This is a genomic window from Pseudomonas sp. dw_612, assembly GCF_018449725.1.
Taxonomy (GTDB): Bacteria; Pseudomonadota; Gammaproteobacteria; order Pseudomonadales; family Pseudomonadaceae; genus Aquipseudomonas.
This window is the reverse complement of the sequence record NZ_JAAVVC010000012.1, coordinates 171010-193207: the sequence shown is the minus strand read 5'-3', so window position 1 is coordinate 193207 and position 22198 is coordinate 171010. Positions and strand designations below refer to the sequence as shown.

General features: G+C 60.6%; 19 protein-coding genes. 17 read left to right on the top strand and 2 right to left on the bottom strand.

The features are described 5' to 3' along the window. Positions 1-172: 172 nt before the first annotated feature. Positions 173-2065 carry a methyl-accepting chemotaxis protein gene (locus HB680_RS19485; RefSeq protein WP_213940169.1) on the bottom strand — a complete coding sequence of 631 codons (1893 nt, stop codon included), beginning with the start codon at positions 2063-2065 and terminating at the stop codon, positions 173-175. 281 nt (positions 2066-2346) lie between these two features. Here HB680_RS19485 and HB680_RS19480 point away from each other — a divergent pair, with 281 nt between their 5' ends. Further along, positions 2347-2601, top strand: coding sequence for a hypothetical protein (locus tag HB680_RS19480; protein ID WP_054054697.1), 255 nt, complete (start codon positions 2347-2349; stop codon positions 2599-2601). A gap of 31 nt (positions 2602-2632) precedes the next feature. After that, positions 2633-3202 (top strand): lipocalin family protein, encoded by a 570-nt coding sequence (locus tag HB680_RS19475; RefSeq protein ID WP_213940168.1) that lies wholly within the window; start codon positions 2633-2635, stop codon positions 3200-3202. A 120-nt stretch (positions 3203-3322) separates the two neighbouring features. On the opposite strand, the gene HB680_RS19470 is transcribed toward HB680_RS19475, so the two are convergent. Further along, a complete protein-coding gene (locus HB680_RS19470; protein WP_213940167.1) occupies positions 3323-4687 on the bottom strand; it encodes a formimidoylglutamate deiminase in 1365 nt (454 codons plus the stop codon). 146 nt (positions 4688-4833) lie between these two features. Between HB680_RS19470 and hutC the strand changes: the two genes are divergently transcribed. The 15 genes from hutC (at position 4834) to dtd (ending at position 22051) form a co-directional block, all read left to right on the top strand. After that, positions 4834-5544, top strand: a complete 711-nt coding sequence (gene hutC, locus HB680_RS19465; protein WP_177331472.1) for a histidine utilization repressor — start codon at positions 4834-4836, stop codon at positions 5542-5544. Further along, positions 5541-6110 carry a HutD family protein gene (locus tag HB680_RS19460; protein WP_213940166.1) on the top strand — a complete coding sequence of 190 codons (570 nt, stop codon included), beginning with the start codon at positions 5541-5543 and terminating at the stop codon, positions 6108-6110. Before hutC ends, HB680_RS19460 begins: the two co-directional genes overlap by 4 nt. Positions 6111-6580: 470 nt before the next feature. Continuing rightward, positions 6581-8263, top strand: coding sequence for a urocanate hydratase (hutU, locus tag HB680_RS19455; RefSeq protein WP_213940165.1), 1683 nt, complete (start codon positions 6581-6583; stop codon positions 8261-8263). 179 nt (positions 8264-8442) lie between these two features. Next, positions 8443-9915 (top strand): cytosine permease, encoded by a 1473-nt coding sequence (locus HB680_RS19450; RefSeq protein WP_213940164.1) that lies wholly within the window; start codon positions 8443-8445, stop codon positions 9913-9915. A gap of 69 nt (positions 9916-9984) precedes the next feature. Then, entirely contained in the window at positions 9985-10953 is a 969-nt protein-coding gene (locus HB680_RS19445) for an ABC transporter substrate-binding protein (protein ID WP_213940163.1), read from the top strand. 70 nt (positions 10954-11023) lie between these two features. Further along, positions 11024-11875 carry a proline/glycine betaine ABC transporter permease gene (locus tag HB680_RS19440; RefSeq protein WP_133837848.1) on the top strand — a complete coding sequence of 284 codons (852 nt, stop codon included), beginning with the start codon at positions 11024-11026 and terminating at the stop codon, positions 11873-11875. After that, on the top strand, positions 11872-12702 hold the full coding sequence (locus tag HB680_RS19435; RefSeq protein WP_213940162.1) for a glycine betaine/L-proline ABC transporter ATP-binding protein: 831 nt from the start codon (positions 11872-11874) through the stop codon (positions 12700-12702). Before HB680_RS19440 ends, HB680_RS19435 begins: the two co-directional genes overlap by 4 nt. Positions 12703-12853: 151 nt before the next feature. Continuing rightward, the gene (gene hutH / locus HB680_RS19430) at positions 12854-14377 is read left to right on the top strand and encodes a histidine ammonia-lyase (RefSeq protein ID WP_213940161.1); all 1524 of its coding nucleotides are present in this window, start codon (positions 12854-12856) and stop codon (positions 14375-14377) included. 119 nt (positions 14378-14496) lie between these two features. Beyond that, entirely contained in the window at positions 14497-16029 is a 1533-nt protein-coding gene (gene hutH, locus HB680_RS19425; RefSeq protein ID WP_213940160.1) for a histidine ammonia-lyase, read from the top strand. A 249-nt stretch (positions 16030-16278) separates the two neighbouring features. Beyond that, positions 16279-17484, top strand: a complete 1206-nt coding sequence (gene hutI / locus HB680_RS19420) for an imidazolonepropionase (RefSeq protein WP_213940159.1) — start codon at positions 16279-16281, stop codon at positions 17482-17484. Between the two features lie 14 nt (positions 17485-17498). Further along, the gene (gene hutG, locus HB680_RS19415) at positions 17499-18302 is read left to right on the top strand and encodes an N-formylglutamate deformylase (protein WP_213940158.1); all 804 of its coding nucleotides are present in this window, start codon (positions 17499-17501) and stop codon (positions 18300-18302) included. A gap of 224 nt (positions 18303-18526) precedes the next feature. After that, positions 18527-19474, top strand: coding sequence for a choline ABC transporter substrate-binding protein (locus tag HB680_RS19410; RefSeq protein ID WP_213940157.1), 948 nt, complete (start codon positions 18527-18529; stop codon positions 19472-19474). Positions 19475-19623: 149 nt separating this feature from the next. Further along, positions 19624-20541 carry an alpha/beta hydrolase gene (locus HB680_RS19405; protein WP_213940156.1) on the top strand — a complete coding sequence of 306 codons (918 nt, stop codon included), beginning with the start codon at positions 19624-19626 and terminating at the stop codon, positions 20539-20541. A gap of 104 nt (positions 20542-20645) precedes the next feature. Beyond that, on the top strand, positions 20646-21617 hold the full coding sequence (pip, locus tag HB680_RS19400) for a prolyl aminopeptidase (RefSeq protein ID WP_213940155.1): 972 nt from the start codon (positions 20646-20648) through the stop codon (positions 21615-21617). Continuing rightward, positions 21614-22051 (top strand): D-aminoacyl-tRNA deacylase, encoded by a 438-nt coding sequence (dtd, locus tag HB680_RS19395; RefSeq protein WP_213940154.1) that lies wholly within the window; start codon positions 21614-21616, stop codon positions 22049-22051. Before pip ends, dtd begins: the two co-directional genes overlap by 4 nt. Positions 22052-22198 lie beyond the last annotated feature (147 nt).

The following is a 22198-nucleotide window of genomic DNA, read 5'->3' as shown; positions in this document are numbered from 1 at the left end:
TCAGGCTGTGCGGACCGAAGTTTCTCGCAAAGTGGTTAGAGCTTTATTGCGCTAATGCCGTCTTTCGCGAGCAAGCCCGCTCCCACAGTGGATTTCGGTCGTACACAAAATTTGTGTCTACTGAAGATTTACTGTGGGAGCGGGCTTGCTCGCGAAGGGGCCGGTTCAGGCACTAAATACGGAAGCTGCCAACCAACTGTTTAAGCCGCGCCGCCTGCTGCTCCAGATCCGAGCAAGCACGCAACGTCGCCTGCAAGTTCTCCACCCCTTCCTGGTTCAGCGTATTGATCTCGGTGATGTCGACGTTGATCGACTCCACTACAGCAGTCTGTTCTTCGGTCGCGGTGGCCACCGACTGGTTCATCCCGTCGATTTCACCGATGCGCTGGGTCACGCTGCCCAGGCGTTCGCCGGCCTGGTTGGCGATACCGACACTGCTTTCGCTCTGGCGCTGGCTGTCGGTCATGGTGCTCACAGCTTCCCGGGCGCCGACTTGCAGCTCTTCGATCATCTTCTGTACTTGCTGCGCCGAATCCTGGGTGCGGTGCGCGAGGTTGCGCACTTCGTCAGCCACGACGGCAAAACCACGCCCAGCTTCACCGGCACGCGCGGCTTCGATGGCGGCGTTGAGGGCCAACAAGTTGGTCTGTTGGGAGATGCTGGTGATCACTTCCAGAATCTGCCCGATGTTCACGGTGTTGCTGTTGAGCGTTTCGATGTTGCCGCACGAGTCGCTGATCTTCGCCGACAGCTGCTGCATGGCCGCGATGGTTTTATCCACCACTTGCTGACCGTCTTCGGCCAAGGCCCGGGCATCGCTCGAATGCTGGGAGGCGAGGGCGGCGTTCTGGGCGATTTCCTGGGCGGCGGCCCCCAGTTCGTTGATCGCGGCGGCGACGCTGCTGGTGCGCGAGGCTTGCTGGTCGGAGTTGTACATCGACGAATTGGAGGCCGCGACAACCCGCAACGCCACTTCGTTGACCTGGCCGGTGGCCGAGGCTACTTCGCGGATCGAGGTGTGGATACGCTCCACAAAACGGTTAAACGACGTGCCCAATGCACCGAATTCATCGTGGCCGTGGATGGTCAGGCGCTTGGTCAAATCACCTTCACCTTCGGCGATGTCATGCATCGCGCGGCCCATGGTCAGCAGCGGCTGCATCAGGAAGCTGATCAACATGCCCAGCAACGCGATGATGATCACCACGGCGATGACCATGGCGATGATGGCTGAGGTGCGGAACTCGCTGAGCATCGCGAACGCGGTGTCCTGGTCGAGCACCAGCGCCACGTACCAGTCCGCCGACGGCACACCGTTGACGTGGGTGAAGGAGATGAACTGGGACTTGCCGTCGAGCTCGACTTCTTTCAGGCCCGGGCTGACTTTTGGCGCGCCATTCGGGTACGCCTCGGCGAGGGTCTTGAGCACCAGTTTGCTGTCCGGGTGAATCAGGATCTTGCCATCGGCGCTGACGATAAACGCATGACCGTGACCGCCAAAGTTCAGCGAGTTGATGATCGCGCTGACGCTGGAGAGGTCGATGTCCGCACCGGCCACGCCGATCATCTTGCCCTCATGCTGCACCGGCGTGGCAACGGTGATCACCAGTTTGCCGGACGACGCGGCGATGTACGGTTCGGTGACGATGGTTTGCCGCGCGTTGTCGGCGGCCTTGTACCAGCCACGGGCGCGGGGGTCGTAGTCGGCGGCGCGGTTGCCGGCCGGAATCGAGGTCATCACGCCTTCGGTGCTGCCGAAGTAGCTCAGCTGGAAATTGCCGGTGTAGGCCGGCAGGTCGATGGCGCGTTTCAGGCTGGTCGGGGCGCTGCCGTCCACGGCGATCTGCTGGGACAACGATTGCAGTAACTGGATGCGGCTTTCCAGCCAGGTCTGGATGTTGCTGGTGGTCAGGCTGCCGAGTTCCTGCATCGAAGACTCGGTACTGCTGCGCAGGGTCTGGCGCTGGCGGTAGTCGTTGAAGAGGATGAAGCACGCGAATGCAACGGCCACTACGAGGGCAGCAGCCAACAAGATCTTGTGGCTGAACTTCATGTTTCTGGTCATTAAATGAGCTACCGCGGAGGGACGGGTCAACAGGGGGCGTCAATTTGCCACACTGGCAGACTTAACGCTGCTGTTATGTCGACTGGCCAGCGCCAAAGATTAGACGTCTTTTCGTAAAAGCCGACGAAATGCCGAATAGCGCGAGAAAGTGACTGATTTATCGGCAAACGCCAGACGAGCGGATCAATAAATAGGCGGGTGGTCGGGGAACCAGATAGGGGTTTTCTCTTCTAAGCTTCAGCTTGGCACCTGCCAACCCCCTTCGCTCCAGGAGCTACACCATGTCGCTGCGATCTATCGCCTTGCTCTCGTTCTGCGTGTTGTTGGTCGCATGCAGCAAGGTCAATCAGGAGAATTATTCCAAGCTGTCGGCCGGCATGGCCAAGGCCGAGGTTGAAACCTTGCTGGGTAAACCCGCTGATTGTTCGGGCGCGCTTGGGATGTCCAGTTGCACCTGGGGCGACAAAAACAGCTTTATCAGCGTGCAGTACGCCGGTGACAAAGTGCTGATGTTTTCCGGCCAAGGCCTGAAGTAAACCGGGGCTACGCGCCCACGGGAGAAAAACAATGAAGCGGTTATTGATAGTTCTTTTCGCTGGCCTGGTATTGGCTGGCTGCGCCTCTTCTGGCGTAGATCCGTTAGCACCCAAGACGGTCAACAGCGTCAACCTCAAGCGTTATCAGGGCACTTGGTACGAGTTGGCCCGCCTGCCGATGTACTTCCAGCGCAACTGCGCGCAGTCCGAAGCGCATTACACCCTCTTGCCGGACGGTAACGTGGCGGTGCTCAACCGCTGCTTGACGCCGGACTGGCAATGGGAAGAAGCCAAGGGCACGGCCTGGCCACAGGTGTCGGGCAAGACCGACAAACTGTGGGTCGAGTTCGATACCTGGTTTTCGCGGCTGATTCCGGGTGTGGCGAAAGGTGAGTACTGGGTGCTGTACGTCAGCGACGACTACAAGACCGCGATTGTTGGCGACCCGAGCCGCAAGTATTTGTGGCTGCTGTCCCGGACCCCGACGGTCAACGGCGTGGTGCGTGAAGAACTGCTGAGCAAGGCGCGACAGCAGGGTTACGACACCACGCGACTGATCTGGCGTGCGACGGATACGCAGATGGCCAAGACGTCGAACTAACGGCTAACGCATCACCCATGTGGGAGCGGGCTTGCTCGCGAAAGCGGCTTAACAGTCAACGAAGATGTTGAATGTGATGGCCCTTTCGCGAGCAAGCCCGCTCCCACATTTCGTTTTGTGTCAGCCCAGGAGGTCGCGCAGGACCTGGGTGAACGCGCGGTTACTTTCTTCTTCCCCGGCATGACGCCCATCGCGCACAACCCACTGGCCATTGACCAGCACATCGCGCACCTGGCGATCACCACCGGCAAACAACCAGCGATTCAAAATCCCGTCACCACTGGCCGTCGCCAGGTACGGATCATTGCCGTCCAGCACCAGCCAATCCGCACGCTTGCCAACTTCCAATGCGCCGATCGGCTGCCCCAGCGCCTGAGCGCCACCATCCAGCGCTGCGTCGTACAGCGTGCGGCCAACCATCGGCTGCTCCGCACCATACAAACGATTACGCCGCTGATCCCGCAGACGCTGGCCATATTCCAGCCAACGTAACTCTTCCACCACGCTCAATGACACATGGCTGTCTGAACCGATGCCCATGCGCCCGCCCTGGGCGAGGAAATCCACCGCCGGGAAAATCCCGTCGCCGAGGTTGGCTTCGGTGGTCAGGCACAGGCCGGCGATGGCGCGACTCTGGGCCATCAATGTGACTTCTTCGGGGTTGGCGTGGGTCGCGTGGACCAGGCACCAGCGCTGATCGACTTCGGCGTTTTCGTACAGCCATTGCAACGGACGGCGACCGCTCCAGCTCAGGCAGTCGTCGACTTCCTTCTGCTGTTCGGCGATGTGAATGTGCACCGGGCATTGCTTGTCACTGGCCGCGAGCACTTCGCTGATCTGCTGCGGGGTGACCGCACGCAACGAGTGGAAGCACAGGCCGAGCGATTGCGCCGGTTGCTGCGCCAGGATCGGCTGCAAGCGCGTCTGAAGCTTCAGGTAGTTTTCGGTGCTGTTGATAAAGCGCCGCTGACCGTCGTTCGGGGTCTGGCCGCCGAAACCGGAATGGCTGTAGAGCACCGGCAGCAAGGTCAAACCGATACCGGCGGAACTCGCGGCCTGGCTGATACGCAGCGCCAGTTCGGCCGGGTCGGCGTAAGGTTGGCCATTGGTGTCGTGGTGCACGTAATGAAATTCCGCGACCGAGGTGTAACCGGCCTTGAGCATTTCTATGTACAGCTGGCGGGCGATGACGCCGAGTTGGTCGGGGCTGATTTTTCCGACGAGGCGATACATCAAATCGCGCCAGGTCCAGAAACTGTCGTTCGGATTGCCCGCCACTTCCGCCAGCCCGGCCATGGCCCGCTGGAAGGCGTGGGAGTGCAGATTGGGCATGCCCGGCAGCAGCGGACCGCTTAGCCGTTCGGCACCATCTGCGTGGGAATCGGCCTGGATATGAGTCAAGACGCCGTCGGCGCCGACCTCAAGACGTACATTGTTGGCCCATCCACTAGGCAGCAGCGCGCGTTCGGCAAAGAAGGCGGACATGGTTCAGCACCCCATCGTGTGTTATTTGTATATACATATACAGACGTTTGCCTGCTCGGTAAACTCCGGCAAGCTAGCAACCTTTACTAAACGAACAGGGATTAACCGTGCCGACTCCGCCTGCAGTGTCACCGTTGGCCGCGAACATGGGCGACAGTCCGGCGCCCTTGTACGCCCGCGTCAAACAGATGATCACCCAGCAAATCGACAGTGGAAACTGGCCGCCGCACTACCGCGTTCCGTCGGAAAGCGAGCTGGTCAATCAACTGGGTTTCAGCCGCATGACCATCAACCGCGCCCTGCGCGAGATGACCGCCGACGGTCTGTTGGTGCGCATGCAAGGTGTCGGCACCTTCGTCGCCGAGCCGAAAAGCCAGTCCGCCCTGTTTGAAGTGCACAACATCGCCGACGAAATCGCCTCCCGTGGCCATCGTCATACGTGCCAGGTGATCACCCTCGAAGAAGAGGCCGCCGGTTCCGAGCGCGCCCTGGCCCTGGACATGCGCGAAGGCCAGAAGGTGTTCCATTCGCTGATCGTGCATTTCGAAAACGACATTCCGGTGCAAATCGAAGACCGTTTCGTCAACGCGCTGGTGGCCCCGGATTACCTCAAGCAGGACTTCACCCTGCAAACGCCTTATGCCTATTTGAACCAGGTCGCACCGTTGACCGAAGGCGAGCATGTGGTCGAGGCGATTCTGGCCGAAGCCAGCGAATGCAAGTTGCTGCAGATTGAAAAGGGCGAGCCGTGCCTGCTGATCCGTCGCCGCACTTGGTCCGGCCGTCAGCCCGTGACCGCCGCTCGTTTGATCCACCCCGGTTCCCGTCATCGTCTGGAAGGACGCTTTCATAAATGAGTGAAACTAAGGTTTTACGCGCCAAAGATTACCCACGCATGCCCTGGAAGAACGGCGGCGGCAGCACTGAAGAAATCACCCGCGATGCGGGCACCGGCCTTGATGGCTTCGGCTGGCGCTTGTCGATTGCCGATATCGGCGAGTCCGGCGGCTTCTCGACATTCGCCGGCTACGAGCGGGTGATCACCGTGCTGCAAGGCGAGGGCATGACCTTGCGCGTCGATGGCCAGGACACACGACCGTTGTTACCGCTGGACCCGTTTGCCTTCAGCGGCGAGAGCCAGGTGTCGTGCACCTTGCTCGGTGGGCCGATTCGCGATTTCAACCTGATTTATGCGCCGCAGCGGTATAGCGCGCGGTTGCAGTGGCTGGCGGGTGAGCAGCGGTTTTTCAGTTCGGCGGGGACGGTGTTGGTGTTCAGTGTCACCGAAGTGTTGGAAGTAAAGGTGGGTAACAGCGACGCCCAACTGGGTCGCCATGATTGCCTGCAACTCAATGGTAATTCTGGCCTGCTGGAAGTCTCCGTCAGTGGTCAATGCTGTGTGATCGAGCTGATCGCACGCTGATTCAAAATCCCTAAAAGATCGCAGCCTTCGGCAGCTCCTACATTGATCATGTTCATCGCCAATATCGCGGATGGGCACTGACCCTGTAGGAGCTGCCGAAGGCTGCGATCTTTTCGCTTTTCAACGTTCCAAATCGCGCACCACTTTGTTACCGAACGCCCCAGCGTGGCGCAAAACCACGCTTAAGTAACAGCCGTCACCCTCGCGCAAAAATCCCCCGAAAAATTTCATCTTCGCCAAAACCCTTGATCTACAGGCTTTGCAGCCGTGGCAAAACTTTTCTTGAATGCCCATCCAACAAGTTGGCCGCTTGATTGCATATGCTTGTATGTACAAGTAAAGACGTATGCGTATGAGTCGACCGAGACTCCTCGCAGCGTCCACTGATTCGCTTGTGGCGCAACGACGCGCACAGGCTGGCTTGCCCACTGCCAGGGTTGGTTTGAATTGATCGCTGAGGAGTCTTTTTCGTGACTGACAATAAGCCCACTAAGTACCGTGACGTAGAAATCCGTGCCGCCCGCGGTAACAAGCTGACCGCCAAGAGCTGGCTGACCGAAGCGCCGCTGCGCATGTTGATGAACAACCTCGACCCGGAAGTCGCCGAGAACCCTAAAGAACTGGTGGTTTACGGTGGTATCGGTCGTGCGGCGCGTAACTGGGAATGCTACGACAAGATCGTCGAAAGCCTGACCAACCTGAACGACGACGAGACCCTGTTGGTGCAATCCGGCAAGCCGGTCGGCGTGTTCAAGACCCACACCAATGCCCCGCGCGTACTGATCGCCAACTCCAACCTGGTGCCACACTGGGCGAGCTGGGAGCACTTCAACGAACTCGACGCCAAAGGCCTGGCCATGTACGGCCAGATGACCGCCGGCAGCTGGATCTACATCGGCAGCCAGGGCATCGTCCAGGGCACCTACGAAACCTTCGTCGAAGCCGGTCGCCAACACTACAACGATGACCTGAAAGGTCGTTGGGTCCTGACCGCCGGCCTCGGCGGCATGGGCGGCGCTCAACCGCTGGCCGCGACCCTGGCCGGCGCCTGCTCGCTGAACATCGAATGCCAGCAGGTCAGCATCGATTTCCGCCTGAACAGCCGCTATGTCGACGAGCAAGCCACCGACCTCGACGACGCGCTGGCGCGCATCGAGAAATACACCAAAGAAGGCAAGGCGATCTCCATCGCACTGCTGGGCAACGCGGCGGAAATCCTGCCGGAACTGGTCAAGCGTGGCGTACGCCCGGACATGGTCACCGACCAGACCAGCGCCCACGACCCGCTCAACGGCTACCTGCCGGCTGGCTGGACCTGGGAAGAGTACCGCGCTCGCGCCAAGACCGAGCCAGCAGCTGTTGTAAAAGCCGCCAAGCAATCCATGGCCGTGCACGTTAAGGCGATGCTCGAATTCCAGAAGATGGGCATTCCGACCTTCGACTACGGCAACAACATCCGTCAGATGGCCCAGGAAGAAGGCGTGGAAAACGCATTCGATTTCCCAGGCTTTGTACCGGCCTATATCCGTCCGCTGTTCTGCCGTGGCGTCGGCCCGTTCCGTTGGGCTGCGCTGTCGGGCAACGCCGAAGACATCTACAAAACCGACGCCAAGGTCAAAGAACTGATCCCGGACGACGCCCACCTGCACAACTGGCTGGACATGGCCCGCGAGCGCATCAGCTTCCAGGGGCTGCCGGCACGTATCTGCTGGGTTGGCCTGGGCCTGCGCGCCAAGCTCGGTCTGGCGTTCAACGAAATGGTGCGCAGCGGTGAATTGTCCGCGCCTATCGTGATCGGTCGCGACCACCTGGACTCCGGTTCGGTGGCCAGCCCGAACCGCGAAACCGAGTCGATGCAGGACGGTTCCGACGCCGTGTCCGACTGGCCACTGCTCAACGCCCTGCTCAACACGGCGAGCGGCGCGACCTGGGTTTCCTTGCACCACGGCGGCGGCGTCGGCATGGGCTTCTCCCAGCACTCGGGCATGGTGATTGTCTGCGATGGTACCGACGAAGCGGCCGAGCGTATCGCTCGCGTGCTGCACAACGACCCGGCGACCGGCGTTATGCGTCACGCCGATGCGGGTTACCAGATCGCGATTGATTGCGCCAACGAACAAGGCCTGAACCTGCCGATGATTACCGGCAAATAACGCAATACTGGTGGGATCGCTTTATGTGGGAGCGGGCTTGCTCGCGAAGAGGCCGGCACATTCAACATCTGTGCTGGCTGACCCACCGCTTTCGCGAGCAAGCCCGCTCCCACAGGAAAGCGGTCCTCATACAAATTGGTTTCACGGCAATTCCCATAACAATCCACAGAGGTTGAATCATGGCTGTTAACAACGATCGTGCAAGCAGTAAACCGTTGATCGAGAAGCGCTCGATCGACTACATCCCGGAAGCGGAAAGACACGGTCGTCTGTTGAGCCAGTTCACCCTGTGGCTGGGTGCCAACCTGCAAATCACCGCGATTGTGACCGGCGCTCTGGCCGTCGTGCTCGGCGGCGATGTGTTCTGGTCGTTGATCGGTTTGCTGATCGGCCAATTGCTCGGCGGTGGCGTGATGGCGCTGCATGCCGCGCAAGGGCCCAAGCTTGGCCTGCCGCAAATGATTTCCAGCCGTGTGCAGTTCGGCGTGTATGGCGCGGCCATCCCGATCGTGCTGGTCTGCTTGATGTACCTCGGTTTTACCGCGACCGGAACCGTGCTTTCCGGTCAGGCGCTGGGCCAGTTGTTTGGCGTCAGTGACACCGTCGGTATCCTCATCTTCGCCAGTGTCATCGTGTTGGTCACGGTGCTCGGTTATCGGGTGATCCATTGGATTGGCCGTATTGCCAGCGTCATTGGTGTGATTGCCTTTGTTTACCTGTTCAGTCGGCTGATGAGCCAGACTGACGTGGGTGCGCTCCTGCAAATCCGCCACTTCAGCTGGAGCAGCTTCCTGCTGGCGGTGTCGCTCGCGGCGTCCTGGCAGATCGCCTTCGGCCCCTACGTGGCTGACTATTCACGCTACCTGCCGAGCAAGACGTCCTCGGTGAAAACCTTTTTCGCCGCCGGTGCGGGGTCGGTCATTGGTGCGCAAGTCGCGATGGTCCTCGGCGTGTTCGCTGCCGCCTCGGCCAACGGGCAATTCGCTGGCCACGAAGTCGCCTACATCGTCGGTTTGGGCGGTACCGGTGCCACCGCTGCGCTGCTGTATTTCAGCATCGCGTTTGGCAAGGTCACCATCTCCACGCTGAACTCCTACGGCAGCTTCATGTGCATTGCGACCATCATCAGCGGTTTCCGTGGTGACCTGAAAGTATCGCGCTTGCAGCGTTTGGTCTTCGTGTTGGTGATCGTTGGTGCTGCGACCCTGATGGCGCTGCTCGGCCAGCACTCGTTCCTCGGTGCGTTCAAGTCCTTCATCCTGTTCCTGCTCGCCTTCTTTACGCCATGGAGCGCGATCAACCTGGTGGACTACTACTGCATCACCCGCGAGCGCTATGACGTGCCGGCGCTGGCCGATCCGAACGGTCGCTACGGTCGCTGGAACATGCTCGGTATCAGCATCTATGTGTTCGGTGTGCTGGTGCAGCTACCGTTCATTTCCACCAAGTTCTATACCGGTCCGCTGGTGGCCGCGCTGGGCGATGTGGATATTTCCTGGATCATCGGTCTGGTGCTTCCCGCCGCCCTGTATTACGTGTGTGCCAAAAAATGGCACGGCACAGTGCCCGATCAACTGATTCTGCCGGTCGAGCAGGACAGCGTTGTACAACCTAAAACAAGCGGAGCCGGTCGCGCTGCGGCGCAGGCCTGACGGGACGTGGACAGGGCTGGATGCCTCTTGACTGCCGTAAGCCAACTCATGATTAGGAGCGTCACAACAATGAAATCGAACAAGACCCTGCTGACCACATTGCTTTCCATGGGCCTGCTGGCCAGCGCCGGAGCCACCCAGGCAGCCGGTTGGTGCGAGTCGGGCAAACCGGTGAAATTTGCCGGCCTGAACTGGGAAAGCGCGATGCTGCTGACCGACGTGCTGCAAGTCGTGTTGGAGAAAGGCTACGACTGCAAGACCGACAGCTTGCCGGGCAACTCCATCACCATGGAAAACGCCCTGAGCAGCAACGACATCCAGGTGTTTGCCGAAGAGTGGGTCGGCCGCAGCGAGGTCTGGAACAAGGCTGAGAAGGCCGGCAAAGTCGTCGGCGTCGGTGCTCCGGTTGTCGGTGCAATCGAAGGCTGGTACGTGCCGCGCTACGTGATCGAAGGCGATGCCAAGCGCAAGCTGGAACCTAAAGCGCCGGACCTGAAAAACATCGCCGACCTGGCCAAGTACTCCGCCGTGTTCAAGGATCAGGAAGAACCCTCCAAGGGCCGTTTCTACAACTGCCCGGCCGGCTGGACCTGTGAACTGGACAACAGCGAAATGCTGAAAAGCTACGGTCTGGAAAGCACTTACACCAACTTCCGCCCAGGCACCGGCCCGGCGCTGGATGCGGCGGTGCTGTCGAGCTACAAGCGTGGCGAGCCGATCCTGTTCTACTACTGGTCGCCAACGCCGCTGATGGGTCAGGTTGACCTGGTCAAGCTCGAAGAGAAGCCAGGCGTGGACAAAAGCGTGACCATCAAGGTCGGCCTGTCCAAGACGTTCCACGACGAAGCCCCGGAACTGGTGGCCGTGCTGGAAAAGGTCAACCTGCCGATCGACATCCTCAACCAGAACCTGGGGCGCATGACCAAAGAGCGGATCGAATCGCCAAAACTGGCCAAGATCTTCTTGAAGGAACATCCTGAAGTCTGGCACGCATGGGTGAGCGACGACGCAGCCAAGAAAATCGACGCGGCCTTGTAGGTTAGGCCTCTCCGACTGTCGGCAACGGCAGTCGGACGCTTGATCGCAACCCCTTGATTGAGAGTCTCTTATGTTTCCCGAAAGCTTTACCTTTTCCATCGCCGACTGGGTCAACAGTTGGGTCGATTCGCTGGTCACCAACTACGGCGACGTGTTCCGGCACATCTCCGACACGCTGTTGTGGGCCATCGTCAACCTTGAAGGCATGCTGCGTGCCGCGCCGTGGTGGCTGATGCTGCTCATCGTGGCAGGCGTTGCCTGGCACGCGACCCGCAAAGTGGTCACCACTGCGGTCATCGTCGGCCTGCTGTTCCTGGTCGGCGCGGTCGGCCTCTGGGACAAGCTGATGCAGACCCTGGCGCTGATGATGGTGGCGACGATCATTTCGGTGCTGATCGGCATTCCGCTGGGCATTCTTTCGGCACGCAGCAATCGCCTGCGTTCGGTGCTGATGCCGCTGCTGGACATCATGCAGACCATGCCGAGTTTCGTGTACCTGATCCCGGTGCTGATGCTGTTCGGCCTGGGCAAGGTTCCGGCGATTTTCGCCACGGTGATCTACGCTGCGCCGCCGCTGATTCGCCTGACCGACCTCGGCATTCGCCAGGTGGACGGCGAAGTGATGGAAGCCATCAACGCCTTCGGTGCCAACCGTTGGCAGCAACTGTTCGGCGTGCAACTGCCGCTGGCCCTGCCGAGCATCATGGCCGGGATCAACCAGACCACCATGATGGCCCTGTCGATGGTGGTGATTGCCTCGATGATCGGTGCCCGTGGCCTGGGCGAAGACGTGTTGGTGGGGATTCAGACCCTCAACGTCGGACGAGGCCTTGAAGCCGGTCTGGCGATCGTGATTCTGGCAGTGGTGATCGACCGCATTACTCAAGCGTACGGTCGGCCACGGCATGAGGTGAGCAAATGAACGACGCAACCGTGAGCAAGATCGAAGTCAAAAACGTCTTCAAGATTTTCGGCAACCGTTCCAAGGAAGCTCTGGGCATGATCGGCCAGGGCAAAACCAAGGATCAGGTGCTGGCCGAAACCGGCTGCGTGGTCGGTGTGAACGATTTGTCCCTGAGCATCGGCACCGGCGAGATCTTCGTGATCATGGGCCTGTCGGGTTCCGGCAAATCGACCTTGGTGCGCCACTTCAATCGCCTGATCGACCCGACCAGCGGCGCGATCCTGGTGGACGGCGTGGACATCCTGCAATACGACATGGAAGCCCTGCGCGAATTTCGCCGGCACCGTATCAGCATGGTGTTCCAGAGCTTCGGCCTGCTGCCGCACAAGACCGTGGTGGACAACGTCGCCTATGGCTTGAAAGTGCGTGGCGAGAGCAAGCAAATGTGCTCCGAGCGCGCGCTGCACTGGATCAACACCGTGGGCCTCAAAGGCTACGAAAACAAATACCCGCACCAACTTTCGGGCGGCATGCGTCAACGTGTAGGCCTGGCCCGCGCCTTGGCGGCGGACACCGACATCATCCTGATGGACGAAGCGTTCAGCGCCCTCGACCCGCTGATCCGCGCCGAGATGCAGGACCAGTTGCTGGAACTGCAAAAGACCCTGCACAAGACCATCGTCTTCATCACCCACGACCTCGACGAGGCCGTGCGCATCGGCAATCGCATTGCGATCCTCAAGGACGGGCGCCTGATTCAGGTGGGTACGCCAAGAGAGATTCTGCATTCGCCGGCGGATGAGTATGTCGACCGGTTCGTGCAGCGGCGGGCGGCGGTGGTTTAACAGATTTGTGCCGGCTGTGCTGGCCCCATCGCGAGCAAGCTCGCTCCCACAGTGGATCCCCGGTGTTCACAAAACCTGTGGGAGCGAGCTTGCTCGCGATGAGGCCGGAAAAAGCTGCATCAAAATTCAGGTTTGTACGCAGAGGTTGAAGATGTCCCAGGCTGAAAAAATCGTTATCGCCGACGCCCCGCTGCGTTGGCAGGATGTGGTAGCCGTCGCCCGCCATGGCGCGCAGCTTGAGCTGTCGGCCCAGACCTGGGCGCGGATCGACAATGCCCAGGCCATCGTGCAGCGCATCGTCGCCAGCGGCGAGCGCGCGTATGGCGTCAACACCGGCCTCGGCGCCTTGTGCAACGTCTCGCTGAAGGACGAACAACTCAGCCAGTTGTCGCGCAACACCTTGCTCAGCCACGCCTGTGGCGTCGGCGCGCCCTTGGCCGACGAGCAGACCCGCGCGATCATCTGCGCCGCCATTCGCAACTACAGCCATGGCAAATCCGGTATTCATCGCCGGGTGGTCGAAGGCCTGCTGGCGCTGCTCAATCGCGGTATCACTCCGCAAGTGCCGTCCCAGGGGTCGGTGGGTTATCTGACTCACATGGCCCACATCAGCATCGCGCTGCTGGGTGTCGGCAATGTCAGCTATCGCGGGCAGATCGTCTCCGCGCAGCGAGCCCTGGCCGAAGAAGGCCTGGAGCCGGTTCAGCTCGGCGCCAAGGATGGTTTGTGCCTGGTCAATGGCACGCCGTGCATGACCGGCCTCAGCTGCCTGGCCCTGGCCGACGCGACGCACCTGCTGCAATGGGCCGACGTGATCGGTGCCATGAGTTTCGAAGCGCAACGCGGCCAGATCGCGGCGTTCGATGCCGAGATCATCGCGCTCAAGCCGCATCCGGGCATGCAGCAAGTCGGCATCAACCTGCGGGCGCTGCTCGATGGCAGCGAAGTGATTGCGTCGAGCAAAGGCATTCGCACTCAGGATGCGTTGAGCATCCGTTCGATCCCGCAAGTCCACGGCGCCGCTCGCGATCAACTTGAGCACGCTCGACAGCAGATTGAAACCGAACTCAACTCGGTCACCGACAACCCGATGCTGCTGGGCACGCCGGACGATTTCCGGGTGATGTCCCAGGCCAACCCGCATGGCCAGTCCGTGGCATTGGCGGCGGATTTGCTGGCGATGGCCATGGCCGAAATCGGCTCCATCGCCGAGCGGCGTCTGGACCGTTTGATCAACCCGCACGTCAGCGGTTTGCCGGCATTTTTGGTGGCCAATCCGGGGGTTAACTCCGGGATGATGATCGTCCAGTATGTCGCCGCATCGTTGTGTGCAGAAAACCGCCAATTGGCGCAACCGGCGGTGCTCGACAACTACGTCACCTCGGGCCTGCAGGAAGACCATTTGAGCCTGGGCACTAACGCCGCCCTGAAGCTGCATCGCGCCCTGGAGAACGTCACGCAGATCCTCGCTATCGAGTACTTGTTGGCGGCCCAGGCGTTTGAATTCCTGAAAGAGCAGCGTTTTGGCGCTGGCACCGATTCGGCGTGGCGTCTGTTGCGCGAACGCGTTCCAGCCTACGACCAGGACCGTTGGCTGGCGCCGGACATCGCCGCCGCTGCCAGCGTGTTGAAAGACCCGATTTTGCTGCACAAGGCTTTACCGAATCTGAACTGAAATCCACAACACCAGCGTGCCAAGGCGCCAGCCCCTCTCACAAAGTCGGGAAGCGACGGACAACGGACATTTCCGGAGCGTCTGGTTAGTTAATAAAAACTCTCAAAAGGAGAATAAAAGTGACTGCGCTTAATTTGATTCCCGGCCAACTGAGCCTTGCCCAACTGCGTGATATCTATCAGCACCCGGTCAAAATCACCCTCGACAACAGCGCTTCGGCGCAGATTGAGGCCAGCGTTGCCTGCGTGGAACAGATCCTCGCCGAGAACCGCACCGCCTACGGCATCAACACCGGTTTCGGCCTACTGGCCTCGACCCGCATCGCCAGCGAAGACCTGGAAAACCTGCAGCGCTCACTGGTGTTGTCCCACGCCGCCGGTGTCGGCGAGCCAATCAGCGACGCATTGGTGCGGTTGGTCATGGTGCTCAAGGTCAACAGCCTGAGCCGTGGTTTTTCCGGTATTCGTCGCGTGGTCATCGACGCGCTGATCGCCCTGATCAACGCCGAGGTTTACCCGCACATTCCATTGAAAGGTTCGGTCGGCGCCTCTGGCGACTTGGCGCCTTTGGCCCACATGTCGCTGGTGCTGCTAGGCGAAGGCAAGGCGCGCTACAAGGGCGAATGGATGGAAGCCACCGAAGCGCTGAAAGTCGCTGGCCTGACGCCGCTGACCCTCGCTGCGAAAGAAGGTTTGGCGCTGCTCAACGGCACCCAAGTGTCCACCGCTTATGCATTGCGCGGTCTGTTCGAAGGCGAAGACCTGTTCGCCGGCGCCCTGGCCATTGGTGCCCTGACGGTTGAAGCGGTGCTGGGCTCGCGCTCGCCGTTCGATGCGCGCATCCATGCTGCTCGCGGCCAGAAAGGCCAGATCGACGCGGCTATCGCTTATCGCGATCTGCTCGGTGAGCGCAGCGAAGTCTCCGACTCCCACGAGAACTGCGAAAAGGTCCAGGATCCGTACTCCCTGCGCTGCCAGCCGCAAGTCATGGGCGCCTGCCTGACTCAATTCCGTCAGGCGGCTGAAGTGTTGGCCGTCGAAGCCAATGCCGTGTCCGACAACCCGTTGGTCTTCGCCGCTGAAGGCGATGTGATCTCCGGCGGTAACTTCCACGCCGAACCGGTGGCCATGGCCGCTGACAACATGGCCTTGGCCATCGCCGAAATCGGTTCCCTGAGCGAGCGCCGCATCTCGCTGATGATGGACAAGCACATGTCGCAACTGCCGCCGTTCCTGGTGGCCAATGGCGGCGTGAACTCCGGCTTCATGATCGCCCAGGTGACTGCGGCGGCCCTGGCCAGTGAGAACAAGGCGTTGTCCCATCCGCATTCGGTGGACAGCCTGCCGACCTCCGCCAACCAGGAAGACCACGTGTCGATGGCCCCGGCCGCCGGCAAACGTCTGTGGGAAATGGCCGAAAACACCCGCGGTGTGCTGGCGGTGGAATGGCTGGCAGCAGCCCAAGGCCTGGATTTACGGGAAGGTCTGAAAACGTCGACCAAACTGGAAAAGGCGCGCGCCATTTTGCGTGCTGAAGTGCCGTTCTATGAGAAGGATCGGTTCTTTGCGCCAGACATCAATGCGGCCACCGACCTGTTGGCGACCCGCTGCCTGAATGAACTGGTGTCGGCGAAGTTGTTGCCTAGCTTGTGAGTACTTGAGGGGGATTTTCGGCGTGTTTGAAAACCACCCCCTCACCCCAGCCCTCTCCCCATCGGGGAGAGGGGGAAAGGGAGCCGATCTCTATGCTTTTCAAAACTTGAGTTCGACTTGCGATTTCAGGTCGCAGTAAGCCGAACAAACAACTCGGTCAGGCCCCTCGCCCCTTTGGGGAGAGGGTTAGGGTGAGGGGTCAATCTCCATGACACCCCGTAAAAACCAAAAACCAACGGAGACCCCACAATGAAAACGCTCTGGCAACACTGCCACGTCGCAACCATGGCGCAAGGCGTCTACTCGATCATCGAGGATGCGGCCATCGTGACGTTCGGTGCGCACATTGAGTGGATCGGCCCACGTGCTGAACTGCCGTCCGGCGAATACCCGGCGGTCAACGATTTGAAAGGGGCCTGGGTTACTCCGGGCCTGATCGACTGCCACACCCACACGGTGTTCGGCGGTAACCGCAGCGGTGAATTCGAGCAACGCCTGCAAGGCGTCAGCTACGCGGAAATCGCGGCGGCTGGTGGTGGCATCGCCAGCACCGTGCGCGCCACCCGCGCCGCCAGCGAAGACGAACTGTTTGCCAGCGCCGCCAAGCGCTTGAAAAGCCTGCTGCGCGATGGCGTGACCACGGTCGAGATCAAGTCCGGTTACGGCTTGGACCTGGCCAACGAACGCAAAATGCTGCGGGTCGCGCGTCGCCTCGGCATCGAGCTGCCGGTCAGCGTACGCAGCACCTGCCTGGCCGCCCACGCCTTGCCACCGGAATATAAGGATCGCGCCGACGACTACATCGAGCACATCTGCGCCGAGATGCTTCCGGCCCTGGCCGCCGAAGGCTTGGTGGATGCGGTCGATGCGTTTTGCGAATACCTGGCGTTCTCGCCGGCACAAGTCGAGCGAGTGTTCATCACCGCGCAAGAACTGGGGTTGCCAGTGAAGCTGCACGCCGAGCAGTTGTCCTCCCTGCATGGTTCGAGCCTGGCCGCGCGTTACCACGCACTGTCGGCCGATCACCTGGAGTTCATGGACGAAGACGACGCCATCGCCATGGCCAAGTCCGGCACCGTCGCCGTGCTGCTGCCGGGTGCGTTCTACTTCCTGCGCGAAACCCAGTTGCCACCGATGGAGGCCCTGCGCAAGCACGGGGTGAAAATCGCCATCGCCAGCGACCTCAACCCCGGCACCTCGCCGGGATTGTCGTTGCGCCTGATGCTGAACATGGCCTGCACCTGTTTCCGCATGACCCCGGAAGAAGCGCTGGCCGGCGCCACGATTCATGCCGCCACCGCGCTGGGCCTGGCCGAGACTCACGGTTCGCTGGAAGTCGGCAAGGTCGCCGACTTTGTGGCCTGGCAAATCGATCGCCCCGCCGACCTGTCGTACTGGCTGGGCGGTGACCTGGAAAAACGCGTCGTGCGCCATGGCGTCGAAACAAGCATTTAGTGAGGAGAACAGTTGTGGATAAGGTTCTGAACTTCAAACAAGGTCGCGTGCCGCTGCTGATCAGCATGCCCCACGCCGGCCTGCGCCTGACCCCGGCGGTCGAGGCCGGGTTGATTCCCGACGCACGCAGCCTGCCCGATACCGATTGGCACATTCCGCAGCTGTATGAGTTTGCCGCTGAACTGGGTGCGAGCACCCTGGCCGCTGAGTACTCGCGATTTGTCATCGACCTGAACCGACCGTCCGACGACAAACCGATGTACGTCGGCGCCACCACCGGCCTGTACCCGTCCATCCTGTTCGACGGTATTCCGTTGTTCCGCGAGGGCATGGAACCGTCGGCGGCCGAGCGTGCGACCTATCTGGAGCAGGTGTGGGTGCCGTATCACACCACCTTGCAAAACGAGTTGGCGCGGCTCAAAGCCGAGTTCGGTTACGCGCTGCTGTTCGACGCGCACTCGATCCGCTCGATCATCCCGCACCTGTTCGACGGCAAACTGCCGGACTTCAACCTCGGCACCTTCAACGGCGCCAGTTGCGATCCACAGTTGGCGACGCAATTGGAAGCGATCTGCGCGAAGCACACCGATTACAGCCATGTGCTGAACGGACGCTTCAAGGGCGGCCACATCACCCGGCATTACGGCAACCCGGCGGAAAACATCCACGCGGTGCAACTGGAGTTGGGGCAGTGCACTTATATGGAAGAGTTCGAACCGTTCCGCTATCGCCCGGACCTGGCGGCGCCGACGCAGGTGGTGCTCAAGGAATTGCTGGAAGGGTTGTTGGACTGGGGGCAAAAGCACTACAGCGCTTAAGATCAAAAGATCGCAGCCTTCGGCAGCTCCTACAGGATCGGGTTCTCACACGGTCACAGTAGGAGCTGCCGAAGGCTGCGATCTTTTAAGGCCATCACTGTCGCCACCGTGCAAATCTCGGTCGCCACAGTTCGCTTTTACCCTCTCGGCGCTGCGTAATGTTCGGAGTACGGTGCGTGAAGACGCCGGCCCCCTACAATAATCTGCCGCACGAGATCCTTCCGATGAAAAGACTGTTCACCCGCTGTCTCTCAATCCTCTGCGGTACCGCTGTTCTGAGCACCGGCGTCCTGGCCAGTGAAGACCCTTCCTGCAAGGCCGTGCGCATGGGCGTGGTCAACTGGACCGACGTCATCGCCACCAGCGGCATGGCCGATGTGTTGCTCAATGGCCTTGGGTACGAAAGCAAGCAAACCAGCGCCGTGCAGCAAATCATCTTCGCCGGCATCCGCGACAAGCGCCTCGACATCTTCCTTGGTTACTGGAAACCGGCGATGGACAAGAACATCGCCCCGTTCGTCGCCGCCAACCAAGTCAAAGTCATGGACAAGCCGAGCCTGGCCGACGCCCAGGCCACGCTCGCCGTGCCGGACTACGTAGCGGCTGCCGGGCTGAAAACCTTCGCTGATATTGCCAAGTTCAAGGATCAGCTCGGCGGCAAGATCTACGGCATCGAGCCGGGCAGCGGGGCCAACACCAACATCAAGACCATGATCGAGACCAATCGCTTCGGCTTGAAGGATTTCAAACTGGTTGAGTCCGGTGAGGCCGGCATGCTCGCAGCCGTGCAGCGGGCAGTGAACCACAAGGAGTTCGTGGTGTTCGTCGGCTGGACCCCGCACCCGATGAACATCAACATGAAAATCGCCTACCTGACCGGCAGTGAAGACGTCTACGGTCCGAACGAAGGCGCGGCGACCGTTTCTACGGTGACCGCCCCGGATTACGCCGAGCGTTGCCCGAACGTGAATCGCCTGCTGGAAAACCTGACCTTCACCGCGTCCCAGGAAAGCCAGTTGATGGTGCCGATCATGGAGCGCAAAACGCCGCAGGATGTAGCGAAGCAGTGGTTGCGCGATCACCCGGAAGACCTTCAGCGCTGGCTGGCCGGTGTCAGCAGTTTTGATGGCAAGGATGGTGTGGCGACCGTGCAGGCCAGCCTGAAAAACTAGCCTCAAACGCCAAACCCTGTGGGAGCGGGCTTGCTCGCGAAGAGGGCGTGTCAGTCGACATTAATGTTGCCTGACCCACCGCTTTCGCGAGCAAGCCCGCTCCCACAAGGGGCCTCCTTGATAACCATCATTTCTTGAGCAGCAGGCCCATGGCTCCTTATCCCCTCTCAGACCAAATGTCGGCCTTCGTCGAGAAAACCCTCGGCTTCAACAGCACCGACAGCAGCCTCACCGGGTTGCGCCAGGCCTACAGCGAGATGTGCCGGGCGTTTACGCCGCCACGTCCCGTCGGGCTTGAGGTCACCGACTTCACACTGGCGGGCGTGGCGGTGCGTTCCTATCGACCGCCGGTGACGCCGCCGACCAGCGGCTGGCCGTGCATTCTGTATCTGCATGGCGGCGGTTGGGTGGTCGGGGATTTGGACTCTCATGATTTCATCTGCGCCGAACTCGCGGCGGCATTGGGGGCGATGGTGGTCGCGGTGGATTATCGGCTGGCGCCCGAGCATCCATTCCCGGCAGGCTTCGAAGATTGCCTGAAAGTCTGGCGCGCCTTGTGCTCGGGGCCGTTCTGGTTCGATCCAGGGCGGATGCTGGTTGCCGGGGACAGCGCCGGAGGCAATCTGGCCGCTGCGTTATGCCTGGCCTTGCGCGATGCGGGCGAGCCGTTGCCCGCCGCCCAAGTGCTGATTTATCCGGGCCTGGGTGGCGATCATCAATCAGCGTCCCGCAGTGAATGCGCCGACGCTCCGTTGCTCAGCAGCAGCGACGTGGATTGTTATCACGCGCTCTATTTACGTGGCGCCGGACAATCGACCGCCTATGCCATGCCCTTGCTCGCCGACGATCTCAGCGGTTTGCCCCCGGCGTTGATCGCCGTGGCGCAATTCGACCCGTTGCGCGACGACGGTGTGCGCTACACCGAACGGCTCGATGCCGCTGGCGTGAACGCGAAGTTGTACTACGGGGAAGGGCTGGTGCACGGCTGTTTACGCGGCCGGGGGCAGGTCGCCGAGGTCGACCGGCTCTATGAAAACCTGCTCGGGTTTCTGGCTGACAGACTCTGACGCTGCAAGGACATGCTCATTGACGTAATTCGGGTTTATGATGCCGGACGGCAGAATAATTGAAGTCCCCCCAGGGATGACCTCGACCCTTTACGGAGCGTGCAATGCAGACTTTGTACCCGCAGATCAAACCCTACGCCCGGCACGATCTGGCCGTCGATAAAACCCACACGCTGTACGTCGACGAAAGCGGTTCACCGGAAGGTTTGCCGGTGGTGTTCATCCATGGTGGCCCCGGCGCCGGGTGTGATGCACAGAGCCGCCGGTACTTCGATCCCAACCTGTATCGCATTGTGACCTTCGACCAGCGCGGCTGCGGTCGCTCCACACCCCACGCCAACCTCGAAAACAACACCACCTGGGATCTGGTTGCCGACCTCGAGCGCATCCGCAAGCACCTGGGCATCGAAAAATGGGTGCTGTTTGGTGGCTCCTGGGGTTCGACCCTCGCCCTGGCCTATGCGCAAACCCATCCGGAGCGCGTGCACGGTCTGATCCTGCGCGGGATTTTTCTCTGCCGTCCGCAGGAAATCGAGTGGTTCTACCAGTGCGGTGCCAGCCGTCTGTTTCCCGATTACTGGCAGGACTACATCGCGCCGATCCCGATGGACGAGCGCGGCGACTTGCTGACGGCTTTCCATAAGCGCCTGACCGGCAACGATCAGATCGCCCAGATGCACGCGGCCAAGGCCTGGTCCACCTGGGAAGGCCGGACCGCGACCCTGCGCCCGAACCCGCTGGTGGTCGATCGCTTCTCTGAGCCGCAGCGCGCGCTGTCGATTGCCCGGATCGAATGCCACTACTTCACCAACAACGCCTTCCTTGAACCGAACCAGTTGATTCGCGACATGGGTAAGATCGCGCATTTGCCCGGCGTGATCGTGCATGGCCGCTACGACGTGATCTGCCCGTTGGACAACGCCTGGGAATTGCATCAAGCCTGGCCGAACAGTGAGCTGCAGGTCATTCGCGATGCCGGCCACGCCGCGTCCGAACCGGGTATTACCGATGCGTTGGTGCGCGCCGCTGGTCAGATGGCTCGCCGGTTGCTCGATCTGCCGCCAGAAGAAGCATGAAGGGTCTGCTGCAACGCGTGCGTGGCGCGCGAGTCGAGGTGGCGGGGGAGGTAGTTGGCGCAGTAGACCAGGGGTTGCTGGTGCTGGTGGCGGTCGAGCCCGGGGACACTCGGGCCAGTGCCGACAAACTTCTGCATAAACTGCTTAACTATCGTGTATTCAGTGATACAGAAGGCAAGATGAATCTGTCGCTGGCGGATGTCGGTGGTGGCCTGCTGCTGGTCTCGCAATTCACCCTGGCGGCCGACACCAAGAGCGGGTTGCGCCCCAGCTTTTCGACGGCGGCGCCTCCGGCCCTGGGTGAAGAACTTTTCGACTATCTATTAGAGAAAGCGAAAGAGGTGCATGGCACTGTGGCATCAGGTAGATTCGGCGCGGATATGCAGGTGCATCTGGTCAATGATGGCCCGGTCACCTTCCTGTTACAGACCTGAAAGCCCCTGAAACATGTTTTTAAGGGCATTTCGACTGAAAACAGGGGTTTTTCGCGATAAATACTTTGTTACCCCTGATGCGTTGTAACGCGGCCTACTAGATAATCGCGCGCTACGGGGATCAGCGTTCGTTGGCCCATTTTGACT